Origin of the sequence: Streptomyces sp. CB01373 (assembly GCF_002803075.1) — a bacterium.
Lineage (GTDB): Bacteria > Actinomycetota > Actinomycetes > Streptomycetales > Streptomycetaceae > Streptomyces.
In genome coordinates this window covers 98705-116716 of record NZ_NNBK01000014.1, presented here as the reverse complement: position 1 = coordinate 116716, position 18012 = coordinate 98705, and the positions used below count along the sequence as shown (strand labels likewise).

Below are 18012 nucleotides of genomic sequence, written 5' to 3'. Positions count from 1 at the left end.
ACCATTGTGGACCGCGCGACTGACAGCCCGGACCACGCCCCGTCCCCACAGGGCACGTTCCGCCCTCCCGCCCCGCCTCCGGGGACCCCCGCCGTCCCGTGGCCGCTGGTGGCGGTGGTGCCTCTGGTGCCGGTGCGAACTGCGGGGACGTCCTGTTCCGCGGTGCCGTGACGCGCGGCTTTCCGTCTCGCTCTCGGCGTACGGACCGTGGGAACTTCGCCACGGGTCCGCACGCTTGCATACAGTGGCAGGACCGGCAGGAAAAGGGCGGTTCGCAGACCGCCATCGCGATCGAAGGGACGTACATGCCCATGGGTCACACGGCTGCAGCCGAGGCAGGCTCCGGCGGCCTGACAGCGACCGAGTACCGCCTGGCCAACGGCCTGCGCGTGGTGCTCTCCGAGGACCACCTGACCCCGGTCGCGGCGGTGTGCCTCTGGTACGACGTCGGCTCGCGCCACGAGGTCAAGGGACGCACCGGCCTGGCTCACCTTTTCGAGCACCTGATGTTCCAGGGCTCCGCCCAGGTCAAGGGCAACGGCCACTTCGAACTGGTGCAGGGCGCGGGCGGCTCGCTCAACGGCACCACCAGCTTCGAGCGCACCAACTACTTCGAGACGATGCCCACCCACCAGCTGGAGCTCGCCCTCTGGCTGGAGGCCGACCGCATGGGCTCGCTGCTCGCGGCGCTGGACGACGAGTCCATGGAGAACCAGCGGGACGTCGTCAAGAACGAGCGCCGCCAGCGCTACGACAACGTCCCCTACGGCACCGCCTTCGAGCGGCTGACCGCCCTCGCCTACCCGGAGGGCCACCCGTACCACCACACGCCGATCGGATCCATGGCGGACCTCGACGCGGCCACGCTGGAGGACGCGCGCGCGTTCTTCCGCACGTACTACGCCCCGAACAACGCCGTCCTGTCGGTCGTCGGTGACATCGACCCGGAGCAGACGCTCGCCTGGGTCGAGAAGTACTTCGGCTCCATCGCGTCCCACGACGGCAAGCCCGAGCCCCGCGACGGCTCCCTGCCCGACGTCATCGGCGGGCAGCTGCGCGAGGTCGTCGAGGAGGAGGTCCCGGCCCGCGCCCTGATGGCCGCCTACCGGCTCCCGCACGACGGCACGCGCGTGTGCGACGCGGCCGACCTGGCGCTCACCATCCTCGGCGGCGGCGAGTCCTCGCGGCTCTACAACCGGCTGGTGCGCCGCGACCGTACGGCTGTCGCGGCCGGTTTCGGCCTGCTGCGGCTGTCCGGCGCGCCCTCCCTCGGCTGGCTGGACGTGAAGACCTCCGGCGATGTCGAGGTCCCCGTCATCGAGTCGGCGATCGACGAGGAGCTCGCCCGGTTCGCCGAACAGGGTCCGACGGCCGAGGAGATGGAGCGCGCGCAGGCCCAGCTGGAGCGCGAGTGGCTGGACCGCCTCGGCACGGTCGCCGGCCGCGCCGACGAACTGTGCCGTTACGCCGTCCTGTTCGGCGACCCGCAGCTCGCCCTGACCGCCGTCGCCCGGGTCCTGGAGGTGACGCCCGAGGAGGTCCAGGAGGTCGCCAAGTCCCGTCTGCGTCCCGACAACCGCGCGGTGCTCGTCTACGAGCCGACCGCCGCCGCTGCGCAGGACGACGCCCAGGACGCGGACGCCGCGGCCACCGACGAGACCGAGGAGGCGGCGAAGTGACCGAGCTCGCCACGATGGAGTTCCACCCCCAGCCCCGGGCCGGCGCGGCCAGGCCGTGGGCGTTCCCCGCCCCCGAGCGCGGGACGCTGGACAACGGCCTGACGGTGCTGCGCTGCCACCGCCCCGGCCAGCAGGTCGTCGCCGTGGAGGTGCTGCTGGACGCGCCCCTGGAGGCGGAGCCGGCCGGCCTGGACGGCGTGGCCACGATCACGGCGCGGGCCTTCTCCGAGGGCACCGACAAGCACTCCGCCGAGGAGTTCGCCGCCGAGCTGGAGCGCGCGGGCGCCACCCTCGACGCGCACGCCGACCACCCCGGCGTGCGGCTGAGCCTGGAGGTCCCGGCCTCGCGTCTGGCCAAGGGGCTCGGCCTGCTGTCCGACGCCCTCAGGGCGCCCGCGTTCGCCGACTCCGAGGTCGAGCGGCTGGTGCGCAACCGGCTCGACGAGATCCCGCACGAGCTGGCCAACCCGGCCCGCCGCGCCGCCAAGGAGCTGTCCAAGGAGCTCTTCCCGGCCGACTCGCGCATGTCGCGTCCCCGCCAGGGCACCGAGGAGACGGTCGGCGCCATCGACTCGGCGGCCGTCCGCGCCTTCTACGACCGGCACGTGCGCCCGGCCACGGCCACCGCCGTGGTCGTCGGCGACCTCACCGGAGTCGACCTCGACGAGCTGCTGGGCCGGACCCTGGGCGCCTGGAACGGCGCGCCCGCCAAGCCGCGGCCCGTGCCTCCGGTCACCGCCGACGACACCGGCCGGGTGGTCATCGTGGACCGGCCCGGCGCCGTCCAGACGCAGTTGCTCATCGGCCGGATCGGCCCCGACCGGCACGCCCGTGTGTGGCCCGCCCAGGTGCTCGGCACCTACTGCCTCGGCGGCACCCTCACCTCCCGCCTGGACCGCGTCCTGCGCGAGGAGAAGGGCTACACCTACGGCGTCCGGGCGTTCGGCCAGGTGATGCGTTCGGCCCCCGACGGGTCGGGCGCCGCGATGCTTGCCATCAGCGGCTCGGTCGACACCCCGAACACCGGCCCGGCCCTGGACGACCTGTTCACGGTGCTGCGCAAGCTCGCCGCCGAGGGCCTCACCGACGCCGAGCGTGACGTCGCCGTGCAGAACCTCGTCGGTGTGGCCCCGCTGAAGTACGAGACGGCCGCCGCCGTGGCGGGCACGCTGGCCGACCAGGTCGAGCAGCACCTGCCCGACGACTACCAGGCGACGCTCTATCAGCAGCTCGCCGCCACGGGCACGGTGGAGGCCACCGCGGCCGTCGTCAACGCCTTCCCGGTGGACCGTCTCGTGACGGTCCTCGTCGGTGACGCGGCGCAGATCAAGGAGCCCGTCGAGGCCCTGGGCGTCGGCCGGGTCACCGTCGTCGAGGCCGAGTAGGAGCACACCCGGTCGCCGCCGTGCGCGGCGACCGGCACACACGCGCGTGGGGCCCTGGTGACCGAAGCGTCACCAGGGCCCTGTGTTGTCCGAGTGTGGTCCGAATTGAGGGGGAGAGTGCCTGTCTGCCCTGTGGTATGCGCTACAAAACTTCTGATCCGTTTGGGAATTGAAAGCGGCCCCGCTTAGCGTCGGTCCGGCTGTTCGTCGGGCAGTGCGCCGCGTCCGCGGCACCGGACAGTCATCGCCGAGTCCCCGTACGGCGCGAGCCAGGGGAGCCGGGGACCCATCGTCCCTGGGGTGAATCGGACACCCGCGCGCGATGCGAGGGGGCCGTAGGAGACCTTCCCGCTCCGAACCCGTCAGCTAACCCGGTAGGCGACACGGAAGGAAAGGATCCACGTCTCCATGGCGTTCACCCGCGCCGCCGGGAAGCACCGACGGCCGAGCCGGATGCACCGCACCACCGCCCGCGCTGCGGGCGTCGCGGCCCTGGCCACCACCGGTGCCATCGGCACCCTCGCCGCCCCGGCCCTCGCGGCGGAGGCTGCCGCCCCCGAGGACACCGGCCTCACCCCGGTCGTCACCCTCGGCGACAGCGTCGCCGAGAAGATCGACGCCCAGGCTGTCGCCCAGCACCGGGCCGCCGCGCGCAAGGAGGCCGAGAAGGCCGCGCGCAAGAAGGCCGCCGAGCAGGCGGTGAAGGAGCGCGAGGCCAAGGCGCGCGCCGCCCGCGAGGCCGAGCGCGAGCGCCTCAACGCCTTCGTCACGCCGATCTTCGACTCCTACGTGTCGACCGGCTACCGGAGCGGCGGCTCCCTGTGGTCCTCCGGCACCCACACCGGCGTCGACTTCCACGCCGCGAGCGGCACCAGCGTCCACGCGGTCGGCAGCGGCACCGTCGTCGACGCCGGCTGGGGCGGGGCGTACGGGAACCAGGTCGTGATCAGGATGGCCGACGGCATGTACACCCAGTACGGCCACCTGTCGTCCATCCAGGTCTCGGTGGGCCAGCAGGTGATCCCCGGTCAGCAGATCGGCCTGTCCGGCGCGACCGGCAACGTCACCGGACCGCACCTGCACTTCGAGGCCCGTACGACCCCGGACTACGGCTCCGACGTCGACCCCGTGGCCTACCTCCGCAAGCACGGCGTCAACGTCTGACCCGCCGCCCGGCGTACCGTCCGTCACTCCCGAGGCCCCGGCTCCCGAGCCGGGGCCTCCGGCGTACCCCGGCGGTCTTCCGGCGGCCGACCGGGCACACGGAAGCCGTGCCACCCGTCCGGGCGGCACGGCTTCGGCGCAGGACCGTTCCTGCCGGTCAGACCGTCTCGGGAAGCTCCTCGAGCCCCTCGGCGACCAGCTTGGCCAGCCGGTCGAGCGCGGCGTCCGCGCCGTCGGCGTCGGAGGCCAGGACGACCTCCTCGCCGCCCTCGGCGCCGAGGCCGAGCACGGCCAGCATGGAGGCCGCGTTGACGGGCGTCCCGTCGGCCTTGGCGATCGTCACCGGGATGCCTGCGGCCGTGGCGGCCCGGACGAAGATGGAAGCGGGGCGGGCGTGGAGACCCTCGGCCCAGCCGACGTTGACGCGGCGCTCAGCCATGTGTTGCTGCCCTTCAGGTGATCAGGGTTGTCTAGACCAGTTTTCCACACGTGGTGCGAGCACGGAGCGGGCGTGTGCGCCGCTCCGGGTGGCGTCGGACCGCGGCCTCGGTCCGACGTGTGTCCTCCACAGACTGCCTCGCGCCGCTGTGGGACGCGAGCCGTACGCTGGGCCCCATGCAGACCTCGCCGGACCGGCACGAGTACCCCGCCCACTGGGAGGCCGACGTGGTACTGCGCGACGGCGGCACCGCACGGATCCGCCCCATCACCGCCGACGACGCCGGCCGGCTGGTCAGCTTCTACGAGCAGGTGTCGGACGAGTCCAAGTACTACCGCTTCTTCGCGCCCTACCCGCGGCTCTCCGCGAAGGACGTCCACCGCTTCACGCACCACGACTTCGTGGATCGGGTGGGACTCGCGGCCACGGTCGGCGGCGAGTTCATCGCCACCGTACGCTACGACCGCATCGACGCGGACGGCATGCCCGCCTCGGCGCCCTCCGACGAGGCCGAGGTCGCCTTCCTCGTACAGGACGCCCACCAGGGCCGGGGCGTCGCCTCCGCGCTCCTGGAGCACATCGCGGCCGTCGCCCGGGAGCGCGGCATCCGCCGCTTCACCGCCGAGGTGCTGCCGGCCAACACCAAGATGATCAAGGTGTTCACGGACGCCGGGTACACCCAGAAGCGCAGTTTCGAGGACGGCGTCGTACACCTGGAGTTCGGCATCGAGCCGACCGACCGCTCGCTGGCCGTGCAGCACGCACGGGAGCAGCGGGCCGAGGCGCGGTCGGTACGGCGGCTGCTCGTGCCCGGCTCGGTCGCCGTCGTCGGAGTGGGCCGCACGCGCGGCGGCGTGGGCCGCGGCATCCTCGACAACATCCGCGACGCCGGGTTCACGGGGCGGCTCCACGCCGTGAACCGGGCCTTCGGCGAGGACTGCCGGGAGATCGACGGGGTGCCCGCCCACCGCTCGGTGCGCGACATCGACGGTCCCGTGGACCTCGCCGTCGTCGCCGTGCCGGCCGAGCACGTCCCGGACGCCGTCGCCGAGTGCGGGGAGCACGGGGTGCAGGGGCTCGTCGTGATCTCCGCGGGCTACGCGGAGAGCGGCCCCGAGGGACGCGAGCGGCAGCGCGCGCTCGTGCGGCAGGCGCGCTCGTACGGCATGCGGATCATCGGGCCCAACACCTTCGGCATCATCAACACCTCGCCGGACGTCCGGCTCAACGCCTCCCTCGCCCCCGAGCTGCCCCGGCCCGGCCGCATCGGTCTTTTCGCCCAGTCAGGGGCCATCGGCATCGCGCTGCTGTCCCGGCTGCACCGGCGCGGCGGCGGGGTCACCGGGGTCACGGGAGTGTCGACCTTCGTGTCGGCCGGCAACAGGGCGGACGTCTCAGGCAACGACGTCATGCAGTTCTGGTACGACGACCCCGACACCGACGTCGCCCTGATGTACCTGGAGTCCATCGGCAACCCGCGCAAGTTCACCCGCCTGGCCCGGCGTACGGCGGCGGTGAAGCCGCTGGTCGTGGTGCAGAGCGCGGGCTCCGCCCCGCAGGGGCACGCGGTACGGGCGACGCGGCTGCCGCACGCGACGGTGTCCGCGCTGCTGCGGCAGGCCGGCGTGATCCGGGTCGACACCATCACCGAACTGGTCGACACCGGCCTGCTGCTCGCCCGGCAGCCACTGCCGCCGGGACCGCGGGTGGCGATCCTCGGCAACTCCGAGTCGCTGGGCGTGCTGACCTACGACCGCTGTCTCGCGGAGGGCCTGCGCCCCCAGCCTCCGCGCGACCTGACGACGGCGGCCTCGGCGGAGGACTTCCGGGCCGCGCTGTCCCGGGCGCTCACCGACGAGACCACCGACGCGGTGGTCGTCACGCTGATACCGGCGGTGGGGGAAGGGGCCGCCGCGGACACGGCCCTGGCCGAGGCGCTGCGCTCGGCCGCCCAGGAGGTCCCCGGCAAGCCGGTCCTGGTGGTCCACGTCGAGTTCGGCGACCTGGCGGAAGCCCTCTCCGCCGCCACGAGCACGGCCCCGCCCCCCGGCCCGGGCCCCCAGCCACCGGCGACCCCGCTGCTGCCGCCGTCCACGGCACCCGGGTCGGCCCCGGCTTCCCCGGGGGGCCCGGACCGCCCGGCGGGCGGGGCGTCTCCCTCGGGTCCGGTTCACCAGGCGGGCGCGGCCTCCCCGGCGGGCGCGGAGCCTCAGCCGGGCGGGGCGTCCCCGGCCGACTCGGGCCCTCAGTCGGGTGCGGCCTTCCCGGCGGGCGCGGAGCCTCGGTCGGGCGGGGCGTCCCGGGCCGACTCGGGCCCCGAGCCCGGCGTGGCACCGCACGTCGGCCAGGGCCTCCGGCCGGGGGCGGCGGGCCATCGGCCCGCCCCGGCCTTTTCGTCCGCCGACCCGAACCCCGAGACCGGCACCGGCCCGAAGGCCGTGTCGGGTCCGGACCGAACTCCCGGCGCGGGCGCGCGGCCCGGTTCCGGCCCCCGGCCACCGGCCCCCCACGCGCCCGAAGAGGCCGGGGGCACGGGCCCTGGGACCGTGGCGTCGGCCGGTGCGAGGGCCGAGCCGGTCCCCGCCGGGTCGCGACTGATCACCGCCTACCCCGCCGCCGAGCGCGCCGTACGGGCGCTCGCCGAAGCGGTCCGGTACGGGCAGTGGCGGCGGGAGGCGGCGGAGCCCGGCAGGGTGCCGGAGTACGAGGACATCGACGAGAAGGGCGCCGCCGCGTTCATCGGCGGGCTCCTGGAGCGCGGGCAGGGCCTCACGCTCGGCACGGAGAAGACCTGCGAGCTGCTCGGCCGGTACGGCATCCACGTGCGCCGGGCCCTGCCCGCGCCCACCCCCGACGACGCCGCCGAAGCCGCCCGCACCCTCGGCTACCCCGTCGCCCTGAAGGCCACCGCCCCCCACCTGCGGCACCGCGCCGACCTCGGCGGCGTACGCCTCGATCTCACCGACGAGGAGCAACTCCGCTGGTCCTACGCCGAGTTGACCGACCTCTTCGGCAAGCCCGAGGAGGTGCGGCCGGTGGTGCAGGCGATGGCGCCCCGAGGCGTCGACACCGTCGTGCGCGCGGTCATCGACCCGGCGGCCGGCGCCGTGCTCTCCTTCGGGCTCGCCGGCGTCGCCTCCCAACTGCTCGGCGACATGGCGCACCGGCTTATCCCGGTCACCGACCGCGAGGCCACCTCCCTGATCCGCTCCATCCGCACGGCGCCCCTGCTGTTCGGCTGGCGCGGCTCCGCCCCCGTCGACACACCCGCCCTGCAGGAGCTGCTGCTGCGCGTGTCACGGCTGGTCCACGACCACCCGGAGGTCGTCGCAGTCACCCTGGAACCGGTCGTCGTCGCCCCGCGCGGGCTGACCGTCCTCGACGCCTCCGTGCGCCTGGCACCCCCGCCCGCCCGCGACGACCTCGGCCCGCGCACGCTCCCGGTGTACTGACCGGGACTCCTCGCTCCGCGGCGGTGCCTCGCAGTCAGTGCGCCCCCGTAGGATGGACGGCATGGCCAAGACCAGTACGACGACCCAGGGGCTGCGTTCGGCGATCGAACGCAGCGGCTACTACCCGGCTCTCGTGGCCGAGGCGGTGGAGGCCGCCGTGGGCGGGGAGCCCATCCGGTCGTACCTGGTCCACCAGGAGACCACGTTCGACCAGAACGAGGTGCGGCGGCACGTGACGGTGCTCGTCCTCACCGGCAACCGCTTCATCGTCAGCCACACCGACGAGCAGGCCGCCGACAGCACCTCCCCGACGCCGTACGCCACCACGTCCACGGAGTCGGTCAAGCTCGACCGGATCTCGTCGGTCGTGGTCAGCCGCGTGGTCGCCAACCCCGAGCAGTACACGCCGGGCACGCTGCCGCGCGAGGTCGTGCTGACCATCGGCTGGGGCGCCGTGTCCCGGATCGACCTGGAGCCCGCCGCCTGCGGCGACCCCAACTGCGAGGCCGACCACGGCTACACGGGCAACTCGACGGCGGACGACCTCAGCCTGCGCGTCAGCGAGGCCGGCGACGGCCCCGAGACGGTCCGGCAGGCCCTCGCCTTCGCCCAGGCCATCTCCGAGGCCACCGCGGACCCGACCCGCTGATGACCCGCCCCTTCTTCCCCGACGACGCCACCGCCTGGGACCACCCCGAGCCGCTGGCCGTCGAGTCCGCACCCGCCCCCGCGTACGGCACCGGCTCGCTCGCCGACCTGCTGCCCACGCTGGCCGCCGGCATGGGCGTCCCGCGGATGACGGCCGCGATCGACGAGCTGGCCCCCGTCGACCGCGCCTGTGTCTTCCTGATCGACGGCCTCGGCTGGGAGCAGCTGAAGGCGCACCCCTTGGACGCGCCCTACCTGAACTCCCTGCTCGGCAGCTCGCGCGGCGGCACCGGCCGCCCGATCACCGCCGGGTACCCGGCGACCACGGCGACCTCGCTCGCCTCCGTCGGCACCGGCCTGCCCCCGGGCGCGCACGGCCTGCCCGGCTACACCGTGCGCAACCCGGCCACCGGCGAGCTGATGAACCAGCTCCGCTGGCAGCCGTACTCCGATCCGCGCGCCTGGCAGCCCCACCCCACGGTCTTCCAGCTCGCCCAGCAGGCGGGTGTGCACGCCGCCCAGGTGTCCTCCCCGACCTTCCAGAACACCCCGCTGACCAAGGTCGCGCTCAGCGGCGGCACGTTCCTGGGACGGCTGACCGGCGAGGAGCGCATGGACGTCGCGGCCGAGCAGCTCGCCGCCGCCGACCGGGCCCTCGTCTACACGTACTACTCGGAACTCGACGGCGCCGGTCACCGCTACGGCGTCGACTCCGACACCTGGCGCGGACAGCTCATGCACGTCGACCGGCTGGTCCAGCGCCTGGCCGAGCAGCTCCCGCCGCGCAGCGCGCTCTACGTCACCGCCGACCACGGCATGGTCGACATCCCGTTCGACGAGCGGCACCGCATCGACTTCGACGAGGACTGGGAGCTGCGCGCGGGCGTCGCCCTGCTCGGCGGCGAGGGACGCGCACGGCACGTGTACGCGGTGCCGGGCGCCGAGGGCGACGTGCTCACCTGCTGGCGCGAGGTGCTCGGCGAGCAGTTCTGGGTCGCCTCCCGGGACGAGGCGATCGCGGCGAGCTGGTTCGGGCCGCGCGTCGACGAGCGGGTGTACGCGCGGATCGGCGACGTGATCGCCGCCGCCCACGACGACGTCCTGCTCATCGCCTCCGAGCAGGAGCCGAAGGAGTCGCTGATGGTCGGCAACCACGGTTCGATGACCCCTGCCGAGCAGCTGGTCCCCCTGCTGGAAGTACGCTCCTGAGGCCCCTTCCCCCCCACTCGCTGTACACCACCGTCCTCCACACTCGCCGAAAGGTGCCCAACTGCTCATGCCAGAGCTGGTGTTCTTCTCCGGAACCATGGACTGCGGGAAGTCGACACTGGCTCTCCAGATCGAGCACAACCGCTCCGCGCGCGGCCTTGTGGGCATGATCTTCACCCGTGACGACCGGGCCGGCGAGGGCAAGCTGTCCTCACGCCTCGGCCTTGTGACGGACGCGGTGGAGGTCGAGGACGGCGTGGACCTGTACGCGTACATCGTCGACCACCTCTCGCAGGGCCGCCGCGCCGACTACGTGATCGCGGACGAGGCGCAGTTTCTCGCGCCCGAGCAGATCGACCAGCTCGCACGCGTGGTCGACGACCTGGAGATGGACGTCTACGCCTTCGGCATCACGACGGACTTCCGCTCCAAGCTGTTCCCCGGCTCCCAACGCCTGGTCGAACTGGCCGACCGCGTCGAGGTACTCCAGGTCGAGGCCCTGTGCTGGTGCGGCGCCCGCGCCACCCACAACGCCCGCACCGTGGGCGGCGTCATGGTGGTCGAGGGCGCCCAGGTGTTCGTCGGCGATGTGACCCGTTCCATGGACGAGATCGGCTACGAGGTCCTGTGCCGCCGCCACCACCGCCGCCGCATGACAGCCGCCTCGGCCCGGGCGGCGGCACTGTCCCCGGACGTCCTGCCCGTGACCGCCGACTGACCGAGCGCCTGCGCCCGCGTCCGGACGGCAGCACGCCTCACGGCACCGTCGCCGGTGCCCCGGCACTGTCACCGGCTGTCCTGCCGATATCACCCTCCTGAGCGACACCAGCCGTCAACACTGCTTGCCGTCCTGCTGGGCATCAACGCGCGCTCCGGATCAGGGCGAACCGGGCCCCCTCCGGATCCGTCACGGTGGCCACGCGGCCCTGGGTGGTGTCCCGGGCGGGGGTGAGGACCCGGCCGCCCAGGACGGCCAGGCGGGCGGTCGCCTCGTCGGTGTCGGGGACCTCGAAGTACGTCATCCAGTGCGGGCCCCGGTCAGGGGGCAGGGACCGGCCCACCCCGTGGACTCCGGCGACCGGACGGCCGTCGAGGTGCAGGGTCACGCGGTCGACGTCGGCGGAGCCGTCCGGCTTCCGTTCGTAGCCGAACAGCCTGGTGTAGAACGTGGCGGCGCCCGCGCTCTCGTAGGTCAGCAGCTCGTGCCACACCGGGGTGCCGGGCAGCCCGGCGATCTCCGTACCCGGATGCGGCCGGGCCCGCAAAAGGCCGAAAACCGCGCCCCACGGGTCGGAGCCGATCGTCAGCCGTCCGATGCCGCCCGCGTCCAGCGGGCCCACCCCGATCGTGCCGCCGCACAGCCGTACCGCTTCCGCCGTCAGGTCCACGTCGTCCGAGGCGAGATACGGCGTCCACGCCGCGGTCAGGCGGCGGCCGGGCGGCAGTTGTCCGATGCCGCCCACCTCGTGGCCGTTCAGCAGGGCCCGCGCGCAGGGGCCCGACCGGCTCGGACCGGGCTGGAACTCCCAGCCGAAGAGGTCCCCGTAGAAGGCCTGCGCGGCGGCCATTCCGTGCACCATCAGGCTCACCCGGCACGGTGTGCCCGGTCTGTTCCGGGCGGGTGCCCGGCCGTTCGGGACGCCCGGCTCAGGTGCCTCGGTCATCGTCACCTTCTCCTCGGCCTCCAGGGCCTCTCGACGGCCGCCTCGATTCCGTTCTCCGGACCCCTAGTGCTGTGACCGGAAAGGTTCACCGGCTCGCGACGCCCGGCACGGCTCCCCCAAGCTCTTCGAGCAGGGGGGACCCCCAGCCGCGTTGTCGCATCACCCGAGTACATCCAGTACACGGGCGATGCTCCGCCTTGCGATGCACCGCACCGGACGCCGCGAGCTTTCCGGCAAACCTTTCCGGCCACAGCACTAGCCGATGCGCCGGCGAGGCGGGGTCCCGTCCGGAGGGTGCCCGGTGTGCGGTGTCCCGACCGTTTCGATGCGTTTACCGAAGGATGTCGATCGGCTGTACAGCATGTGGCCGATCCCGTACGCCTCGTGATCGGAAGTGCCCGGCCGAGCAGAGTAGCCCGACGCGGGCGATGCGGCCACCCCGTGCGCGAGGATGGGGCCATGAACGCCATCATCTCCGCATCCGATCTCGCGAACGCCCTCGCGGGGCCGCGGCCGCCCGTGCTGCTCGACGTCCGCTGGCAGCTCAGCCTGGCCGCGGCGGCCGGCGCGGCGCCCTTCGACGGGCGCGCCGCCCACGCGGCGGGGCACATCCCTGGTGCCGTCTTCGTCGACCTGGACCGCGAACTGGCCTCGGCGCCGGGCGGAAACGGTCGCCATCCGCTGCCCGACCTGGAGGTGTTCGGCGCCGCGATGCGCCGCGCCGGGGTGTCCGCGGACCGGCCGGTCGTCGTTCACGACGGCGGTCAGGGCTGGGCGGCGGCCCGTGCATGGTGGCTGCTGCGCTGGACCGGGCACCCCGACGTGCGGGTCCTGGACGGGGGCCTCGTGGCCTGGGAGGGCCCCCTGGAGACCGCCGTGCCCGAACCGGCCGAGGGCGACTTCGTGCCGAAGCCCGGCGCGCTGCCGCTCCTCGACGCCGACGCGGCCGCGGCGCTGGCCCGGTCCGGCGTGCTCTTCGACGCCCGCGCGGGGGAGCGGTACCGGGGCGAGGTGGAGCCGATCGACCTGGTGGGCGGCCACATCCCGGGCGCGGTGTCCGCGCCGACCACCGAGAACGCGGGCCCGGACGGGAAGTTCCTGCCGGCCGGGGAACTCCGGGCGCGGTTCGCGGCGTTGGGCGCGACCGACGGGCGCGATGTCGGCGTCTACTGCGGCTCCGGCGTCTCCGCGGCGCACGAGGTGCTGGCGCTTGCCGTCGCCGGGATCCCGGCGGCCCTGTACGTCGGCTCGTGGTCCGAGTGGTCCTCGGATCCGTCCCGGCCGGTCGCGGTGGGGCCGGATCCGCAGTGACGGGACGTCAGGTCGTCGGCCGGGAAGATACTCCCAACGAGTGACAGCCGGTCAGCCGGAACCGGTACCGGACCGTCAGGAACCGGTGGCGGCGGCGCGCACGGCGAAGGGCCGCACCCGACGGGCGCGGCCCTTCCTCTCGTACAGCCTTGCCACCGCTGCCCGTTACTCCTGCTTCTTGCGGCGTGTGCCGAACACGATCTCGTCCCAGCTCGGCACGGCGGCCCGGCGGCCGGGCCGGACCCCGTCGGCCTCGGCCTGCCGGTCGGTGGCGCCGGTGAGGCGGTCGCGGTGGCTGGTGACGGAGCGCGGCATGAGGACGTCCGCGTAGGCGGAGCCGGCCGAGGCAGCGGGGGCCGGGGGCTCCTCGGCCGCCAGGTCCTCCTCGGGCTCCTCCACGGGTTCCGGCGCGCGCTCGGGCACCACCAGGTCGCCGCGGAAGCTCGGCACCGCCTCCAGCAGGCTGGTCAGCGTGTCCCGCTCGCCGACGCTCTCCTCGGGGGGCTCGGGTGCCTGTCCCGGCAGTGCCGGACGGTCGCGGTCCCGGTCGAAGGGGCGATCGCGCGGCAGACGCGCGATGCGCGGCACGAACGGAAAGCTGGGCTCCGGGGAGCCGAGGTCGTCGGACTCGCCGATCAGGGCGCGGGCCTCGTCGTCGACGGCCTGCACCAGGCGCCGCGGCGGGTCGTACGTCCAGCTCGCCGAGTGGGGTTCGCCCGCGACCAGGTAGACCAGCAGGACCTCCCAGGTGCCGTCGTCGCGGCGCCAGGAGTCCCACTGGGCGGTGTCCTTCTCGGCGCCGCGCAGCAGCAGCCGTTCCTGGACGGTCTCGCCGAGCGGCGGACCGGAGTTCTCGCCGGGGCGGCGGACGGGGGTCTTGCGGGCGCGCTCGGCCATGAAGGCGCGCTCGGCGAGCACGGGGCCCTCGAAGCGCCGTACCCGGTCGACGGGGATGCCGGCGAGCTGGGCGACCTCTTCCGCGGTCGCGCCCGCTCGTATCCGGGCCTGGATGTCGCGGGGGCGGAGATGGCTCTCCACCTCGATCTCGATCTGGCCGAGGCGGGGACGGTCGCCGCGCACGGCGGCGCGGAGCCGTTCGTCGATCGGAAGCGTGTACTCCGTGCTGTCCGCAGCCTTGAGCACCAGCCGTGTGCCGTCATTGGAGACGGCCACGACACGCAGTTCGGGCATGGGGACCTCCCGGGTGGTGCCTGCCGACGTCACGTGCGTCGCTGCTTCCGCTTGTCGAGTGTGGCCTGCCCGGGTGCAGCCTGCCACAACCTTGCCGAGTTGCCCGGCGTGTCGGGCACGGGCCCTGGAACGCCGTTATGGCACGGTTACCTGTTTGCAACGCTAAGTGACCAACGCCGTCACCCTGTGCAATCAGCCCCCTCCCGGCGGTCCAGCATGGTCCCGGACACCCCGAAGGGAGGCCGGGCCCAGGGCTCATAACGGTACTCCATTCGGGCCACGTGCGTGGATGGGCGCGCCGCCCGAGTTCTGGCCGGAGGCGGTACTCGGCCGCCCCCGTCCGGCTTCTTCGATCATGCCCGTGGGGAACTTCACTTAATCGCCGCAAACGGAACTATCGCTTTCGTCCGTACGTCCCTTTCTCGTGCGTTCGGCCGGTCATCTACGAAGGGTGTGGCCCTGCGCGAAAGATGCGGGTTTGTGCGGAAAGGGCAGGCAAGGTCCGGTCATGCGTAAAAGGTCCGACGGTGGCGGTGTGCCGAGCATCGGCGAGGAGGTGAGGAGGAGGCGGTTCGACCTGAGCGTCGCCCAGGTCGCGGGCAGCGCCCTGGCGGCGGTGGCGGCCGCGAAGCTCGCCTCGTACTTCGGCGTCTACGGCACGATCCTGGGGGCTGGTGTCGTCAGCGTCCTGGCCACCTGCGGCGGTTCGGTCCTCCAGCACTTCTTCCGGCGTACCGGCGAGCAGCTCCGCGGGGTGGGCGCCGCCCCGGGTGCCTTCCCGGCTGCCTCACCGGGGACCCGCCCGACCGCTTCCCCGGCCGCCTCTCCCGCGCCGGTCACGGCGGCCGCCCCCGCCGGGTGTATCCCGCCGCCGGTGGGTGAGTTCGGTGAGGGGACCGTCTACCGGGCCCGGATCAAGAGCTGGAAGCGGCCCGTGGTCGCAGCCGCCCTCGTCTTCGGGGTCACCATGGCCGGAATCACCGCCTACGAGTTGGTGTCGGGCGACAGCTTCAGCGGCGGCAGGGGTACGACGGTCGGCTATGCCGTGACCGGCCATCGCTCGCCCTCCGTGACCCCGGACGAACACGCGCCCACCTCCTCGCCCTCCCGCACATCCGGGAGCGGGGAAGGGACTTCGCCGGACGGAGCCGCCTCCGGTGGCCCCGACCGCGGCACCGGGGCGAGCCCGACGCCCGCACCCGAGGCCACGGGTGACAGTGGCGACAGCGGAGGCGGCACCACGGGGACCGCCGGCACCGACGGCGCCGGGGATGGCGGGCCCTCCGACTCCGGCACCACGGCCCCGGCACCCGGCGCGAGCGCTACGGCCCCAGCACCCTCCGCAAGTAGTCGTTCTGGAACAGCCGCTGGGGATCCAGCCGGTCCCGCAGCGCCGTGAACTCGCCGAAGCGCGGGTGGACCGCGGCGAGTTTGCCGGCGTTCCTGGTGTGGAGCTTGCCCCAGTGCGGCCGGCCCTCGTACGCGGTGAAGATGCTCTCCGCGGCCGTGAAGTACCGCTGGTAGGGGGTGCCCCGGAACATGTGGACCGCGATGTACGCGCTGTCCCGTCCCGAGGCGGTGGACAGGGTGATGTCGTCGGCGGGCGCGGTGCGCACCTCCACCGGGAAGCTCACCCGCAGTCCGGAGCGGTCGACCATCGCCTTCAGCTCGCGCAGCGCGTCGGCCAGGGCCTCGCGCGGCACGGCGTACTCCATCTCCACGAAGCGCACCCGGCGCGGCGAGGTGAAGACCTTGTAGGCGATGTCGGTGTACGTCCGCGCGGACAGCGCGCGGCTGGAGATCCGGGCGATCGACGGAATGGTGGCGGGCGCCGCGCGACCGACCCAGTTGGCCACCTGGAAGACGCCGTTGGAGAGGAACTCGTCCTCGAACCAGCCGGCCAGCCGCCCCACCGGCTGCTCGGGGCCGGCGCTGCGGTTGTTGCGCTTGGTGTTGGTGCTACCGGTGTGCGGGAACCAGTAGAACTCGAAGTGCTCGTTCTCCGCCCAGAGTTGGTCGAACTCCGCGAGCACCTGATCCAGGCTCATCGGCTCCTCGCGGGCGGTGAGCAGGAAGAGCGGCTCCACCGCGAACGTGAGGGCCGTGACGATCCCCAGCGCGCCCAGGCCGACGCGGGCGGCGGCGTAGACCTCCGGGTTCTCCTTCGCGGAGCAGGTGAGCACCGAGCCGTCCGCGGTGACCAGTTCAAGGCCCTTGATCTGGGCGGCGATCGACGCGGAATCGCGGCCCGTGCCATGGGTGCCGGTGCTGGTCGCCCCGGACACCGTCTGCTCCATGATGTCGCCCATGTTGGTGAGCGAGAGGCCCTCCCGCGCGAGAGCGACGTTGAGTCGCTTGAGCGGGGTGCCGGCCTCGACCGTGACCGTCATGGCCTCACGGTCGATCCCGCGTATGCCGGTCAGCAACCGCGGGCGGATCATCACCCCGTCCGTCGCGGCGATGCTCGTGAAGGAGTGACCGGTGCCGACGGCCTTGACCCGCAGTCCGTCCTCGGCGGCCCTCCGCACGGCGGCGGCGACGTCCTCCACCGTGGCCGGAGTGACCTCCCGCCCGGGACGCGCGGCGACGTTGCCGCCCCAGTTACGCCATGTGCCGTTCTTCGCGCTCGTCGTGCTGCTCAACGAAGCCTCCCCGACGCGGAGCCGGCCTGCTGAGCCGGCGGTACCCGAGGAAACCGACCGCCACCGCGACGGCCCCGGACACCGCCGGGACCCCGTACCCGGCCCGCGCCCCGGCCGCGTCGATCACCCAGCCGGCCACCGAGGAGCCCAGCGCCACCCCGACCGCGAGCCCGGTGCTCACCCAGGTCATGCCCTCGGTCAGGTGCGAGCGTGGTACGTGCTCTTCGACGAGGGCCATCGTCGTGATCATTGTGGGAGCGACGGACAGGCCCGCAACGAACAGCGCCACGGCCAGAAACGGCAGGTTTCCGACCAGTAGGAGGGGGATCATACTCACGGCCATCGTGCAGATGCCCAGCAGCCAGCGCCGGGCGGGCGGTCCCGCGAAGCGCAGCAGGCCGAAGACGACGCCCGCCGTGCAGGAGCCCGCCGCGTACAGGGCGAGCACGACGCTCGCGGCGCTCTTGTGCCCCTGCTGCTCGGCGAAGGCGACGGTGACCACGTCGATCGCCCCGAAGATCGTCCCGGTCGCCACGAAGGTCGACACGAGCACCTGGAGCCCGCGCGCACGCAGGGCGGAACCGCCGACGTGGTGCTCGCGCGGGTGCGGCGCGGGCTCGGTGGCGCGCTGGGCGGTCAGCCAGAACACGCCCACCGCCAGGAAGCAGGAGGCCAGCAGCGGCCCCGCCTCCGGGAACCAGACCGTGGACAGCCCGATGGAGACGATCGGCCCGAAGATGAAGCAGGCCTCGTCCACCACCGACTCGAACGAGTAGGCGGTGTGCAGCTGTGGTGTCCCCCGGTACAGGGCGGCCCAGCGCGCGCGGACCATCGCGCCCAGGCTGGGCACGGAGCCGATCCCGGCCGCGCAGACGAACAGCACCCAGTCCGGCCACCGGAAGTGCGCCGCGCACAGCAGGACCGCCGAGGCGGTCAGCGCGACGAGCGTCGCGGGGCGCAGCACCCGGCGCTGCCCGTGCCGGTCTACCAGCCGGGATATCTGCGGGCCCAGGACCGCGGCGGCCAGCGCGATGGTGGCCGACAGCGCGCCCGCGAGTCCGTAGCGCCCGGTGAGCTGGGAGATCATCGTGACCACGCCGATGCCCATCATCGCCAGCGGCAGCCGGCCGAGGAACCCCGCGGCAGAGAAGCCCTTGGAGCCTGGAGCGGCGAACAGGGCACGGTACGGGCTGGGCACAGGGTCTCCGCGAATCCGGTAAGGCGTGAA

14 protein-coding genes and 1 riboswitch are annotated in these 18012 nt (G+C 73.4%); of the genes, 9 read left to right on the top strand and 5 right to left on the bottom strand.

What is annotated here, in order from left to right:
- Positions 1-305 precede the first annotated feature (305 nt).
- The 3 genes from CG719_RS23560 (at position 306) to CG719_RS23550 (ending at position 4228) form a co-directional block, all read left to right on the top strand.
- A complete protein-coding gene (locus CG719_RS23560; RefSeq protein WP_100570670.1) occupies positions 306-1679 on the top strand; it encodes a M16 family metallopeptidase in 1374 nt (457 codons plus the stop codon).
- Positions 1676-3064, top strand: a complete 1389-nt coding sequence (locus CG719_RS23555; RefSeq protein ID WP_100570669.1) for a M16 family metallopeptidase — start codon at positions 1676-1678, stop codon at positions 3062-3064. Before CG719_RS23560 ends, CG719_RS23555 begins: the two co-directional genes overlap by 4 nt.
- 235 nt (positions 3065-3299) lie before the next feature.
- Positions 3300-3460: riboswitch (cyclic di-AMP (ydaO/yuaA leader) on the top strand.
- Between the two features lie 12 nt (positions 3461-3472).
- Entirely contained in the window at positions 3473-4228 is a 756-nt protein-coding gene (locus CG719_RS23550) for a M23 family metallopeptidase (protein WP_100570668.1), read from the top strand.
- A gap of 157 nt (positions 4229-4385) precedes the next feature.
- Here the strand turns inward: CG719_RS23550 and CG719_RS23545 are convergent, their stop codons facing one another.
- Positions 4386-4667: an HPr family phosphocarrier protein gene (locus CG719_RS23545; protein WP_100570667.1), complete on the bottom strand. Its 282-nt coding sequence runs from the start codon at positions 4665-4667 to the stop codon at positions 4386-4388.
- Between the two features lie 176 nt (positions 4668-4843).
- Here CG719_RS23545 and CG719_RS23540 point away from each other — a divergent pair, with 176 nt between their 5' ends.
- The 4 genes from CG719_RS23540 (at position 4844) to CG719_RS23525 (ending at position 10694) form a co-directional block, all read left to right on the top strand.
- Positions 4844-8119, top strand: coding sequence for a bifunctional GNAT family N-acetyltransferase/acetate--CoA ligase family protein (locus tag CG719_RS23540; RefSeq protein ID WP_100570780.1), 3276 nt, complete (start codon positions 4844-4846; stop codon positions 8117-8119).
- Positions 8120-8171: 52 nt separating this feature from the next.
- Positions 8172-8768, top strand: a complete 597-nt coding sequence (locus CG719_RS23535; RefSeq protein ID WP_100570666.1) for a DUF5998 family protein — start codon at positions 8172-8174, stop codon at positions 8766-8768.
- Positions 8768-9976, top strand: coding sequence for an alkaline phosphatase family protein (locus CG719_RS23530; protein ID WP_100570665.1), 1209 nt, complete (start codon positions 8768-8770; stop codon positions 9974-9976). The genes CG719_RS23535 and CG719_RS23530 overlap by 1 nt, the downstream gene beginning before the upstream one ends.
- A 67-nt stretch (positions 9977-10043) precedes the next feature.
- Positions 10044-10694 carry a thymidine kinase gene (locus CG719_RS23525; protein ID WP_100570664.1) on the top strand — a complete coding sequence of 217 codons (651 nt, stop codon included), beginning with the start codon at positions 10044-10046 and terminating at the stop codon, positions 10692-10694.
- A 142-nt stretch (positions 10695-10836) separates the two neighbouring features.
- Here the strand turns inward: CG719_RS23525 and CG719_RS23520 are convergent, their stop codons facing one another.
- On the bottom strand, positions 10837-11640 hold the full coding sequence (locus CG719_RS23520; protein ID WP_100570663.1) for a VOC family protein: 804 nt from the start codon (positions 11638-11640) through the stop codon (positions 10837-10839).
- A gap of 459 nt (positions 11641-12099) precedes the next feature.
- On the opposite strand from CG719_RS23520, the gene CG719_RS23515 reads away from it, so the two are divergent.
- Positions 12100-12951 (top strand): sulfurtransferase, encoded by an 852-nt coding sequence (locus CG719_RS23515; RefSeq protein WP_100570662.1) that lies wholly within the window; start codon positions 12100-12102, stop codon positions 12949-12951.
- 165 nt (positions 12952-13116) lie between these two features.
- On the opposite strand, the gene sepH is transcribed toward CG719_RS23515, so the two are convergent.
- Positions 13117-14142: a septation protein SepH gene (sepH, locus tag CG719_RS23510; protein ID WP_100570661.1), complete on the bottom strand. Its 1026-nt coding sequence runs from the start codon at positions 14140-14142 to the stop codon at positions 13117-13119.
- Between the two features lie 508 nt (positions 14143-14650).
- Between sepH and CG719_RS23505 the strand changes: the two genes are divergently transcribed.
- The gene (locus tag CG719_RS23505; protein ID WP_100570660.1) at positions 14651-15541 is read left to right on the top strand and encodes a hypothetical protein; all 891 of its coding nucleotides are present in this window, start codon (positions 14651-14653) and stop codon (positions 15539-15541) included.
- On the opposite strand, the gene CG719_RS23500 is transcribed toward CG719_RS23505, so the two are convergent.
- The gene (locus CG719_RS23500; protein WP_100570659.1) at positions 15465-16784 is read right to left on the bottom strand and encodes a D-arabinono-1,4-lactone oxidase; all 1320 of its coding nucleotides are present in this window, start codon (positions 16782-16784) and stop codon (positions 15465-15467) included. The two genes, CG719_RS23505 and CG719_RS23500, sit on opposite strands and share 77 nt — an antisense overlap.
- On the bottom strand, positions 16744-17982 hold the full coding sequence (locus CG719_RS23495) for an MFS transporter (protein ID WP_100570658.1): 1239 nt from the start codon (positions 17980-17982) through the stop codon (positions 16744-16746). Before CG719_RS23495 ends, CG719_RS23500 begins: the two co-directional genes overlap by 41 nt.
- Positions 17983-18012: the final 30 nt, after the last annotated feature.

Bases quoted from the DNA above. Each gene is read 5' to 3' on its own strand.
- CG719_RS23520 (WP_100570663.1), bottom strand. From the start codon at position 11,640: ATGACCGAGGCACCTGAGCCGGGCGTCCCGAACGGCCGGGCACCCGCC.
- CG719_RS23525 (WP_100570664.1), top strand. From the start codon at position 10,044: ATGCCAGAGCTGGTGTTCTTCTCCGGAACCATGGACTGCGGGAAGTCG.
- sepH (WP_100570661.1), bottom strand. From the start codon at position 14,142: ATGCCCGAACTGCGTGTCGTGGCCGTCTCCAATGACGGCACACGGCTG.
- CG719_RS23540 (WP_100570780.1), top strand. From the start codon at position 4,844: ATGCAGACCTCGCCGGACCGGCACGAGTACCCCGCCCACTGGGAGGCC.
- CG719_RS23515 (WP_100570662.1), top strand. From the start codon at position 12,100: ATGAACGCCATCATCTCCGCATCCGATCTCGCGAACGCCCTCGCGGGG.
- CG719_RS23560 (WP_100570670.1), top strand. From the start codon at position 306: ATGCCCATGGGTCACACGGCTGCAGCCGAGGCAGGCTCCGGCGGCCTG.
- CG719_RS23550 (WP_100570668.1), top strand. From the start codon at position 3,473: ATGGCGTTCACCCGCGCCGCCGGGAAGCACCGACGGCCGAGCCGGATG.
- CG719_RS23505 (WP_100570660.1), top strand. From the start codon at position 14,651: ATGCGTAAAAGGTCCGACGGTGGCGGTGTGCCGAGCATCGGCGAGGAG.
- CG719_RS23545 (WP_100570667.1), bottom strand. From the start codon at position 4,667: ATGGCTGAGCGCCGCGTCAACGTCGGCTGGGCCGAGGGTCTCCACGCC.
- CG719_RS23535 (WP_100570666.1), top strand. From the start codon at position 8,172: ATGGACGGCATGGCCAAGACCAGTACGACGACCCAGGGGCTGCGTTCG.
- CG719_RS23530 (WP_100570665.1), top strand. From the start codon at position 8,768: ATGACCCGCCCCTTCTTCCCCGACGACGCCACCGCCTGGGACCACCCC.